Source organism: Anabaena sp. UHCC 0451 (assembly GCF_034931405.1).
Taxonomy (GTDB): Bacteria; Cyanobacteriota; Cyanobacteriia; order Cyanobacteriales; family Nostocaceae; genus RDYJ01.
In genome coordinates this window covers 147,000-147,774 of sequence record NZ_JAYGHA010000001.1, presented here as the reverse complement: position 1 = coordinate 147,774, position 775 = coordinate 147,000, and the positions used below count along the sequence as shown (strand labels likewise).

1 protein-coding gene is annotated in these 775 nt (G+C 29.9%); it reads right to left on the bottom strand.

What is annotated here, in order from left to right; all coding sequences use genetic code 11:
* Positions 1–226: 226 nt before the first annotated feature.
* Positions 227–583 carry a four helix bundle protein gene (locus VB694_RS00630; RefSeq protein WP_323358376.1) on the bottom strand — a complete coding sequence of 119 codons (357 nt, stop codon included), beginning with the start codon at positions 581–583 and terminating at the stop codon, positions 227–229.
* Positions 584–775: the final 192 nt, after the last annotated feature.

Below are 775 nucleotides of genomic sequence, written 5' to 3'. Positions count from 1 at the left end.
GAATGAAGAATGAAGAATGAAGAATTAATTTGGCTCTTCGGTAGGTGTTATGCTGAATTTTTCATTAAAATCCAGAAATTGCCTTTAAAATCAATGCTTACAGGCTTTTGTCTACTAAATTTCATAACCAAGCCGAAAACGTTAACAATAACGGCTGTTGTTCTTACGCAGTAAGGATTTTTATCTGATTTGTAGACATATCTAGCATAATATGTAATGAAGACCATTAATTTTTAGCCTTACTATTTTTAATGATTGCATGAAGAATCGAAATTAATTCATTAGATTCATTTAATAAAAGAAGTAATCTTGGTTCTAGTTTTTTCTCCGTTGCTATTAATATTTTTAACCAATAACTGGTTTCTCTTGCTTCCTTGAGAGAAATACTCATTTTATGAATAAAATCAGGTTTACTTTCTGCATTTTGTGCTTCCTCAACGTTTGCTCCAATGCTTGTTCCTGAGCGTATTAATTGTTTACTTAGATCATATCCTGTTCCACCATTTTTTCTCAAAAATTTACAAAGAGTAACTATTCTTATACTAAAATTTAGGGTTCTTTCTTGTATATCTTTATTAGCCATATTTGAGGAATTTAGAATTTAGAATGGAAAATGAAGAATAAGGATTGATTATAAAAAACCCTTATCCCGTAAGGATTATAAACGATAATGCCCATGTTTTCAATGAAATGCTCACATAATAAGGCTTTCAATGATTTTTAACCAGGATTTCCACAAAAATAACCGAAGAACCCCAAATTCCTAAATTCTTCA

What these genes read in the sequence shown, in the direction of transcription:
- VB694_RS00630 (WP_323358376.1), bottom strand. Translation starts at nt 583, where the DNA reads ATGGCTAATAAAGATATACAAGAAAGAACCCTAAATTTTAGTATAAGA.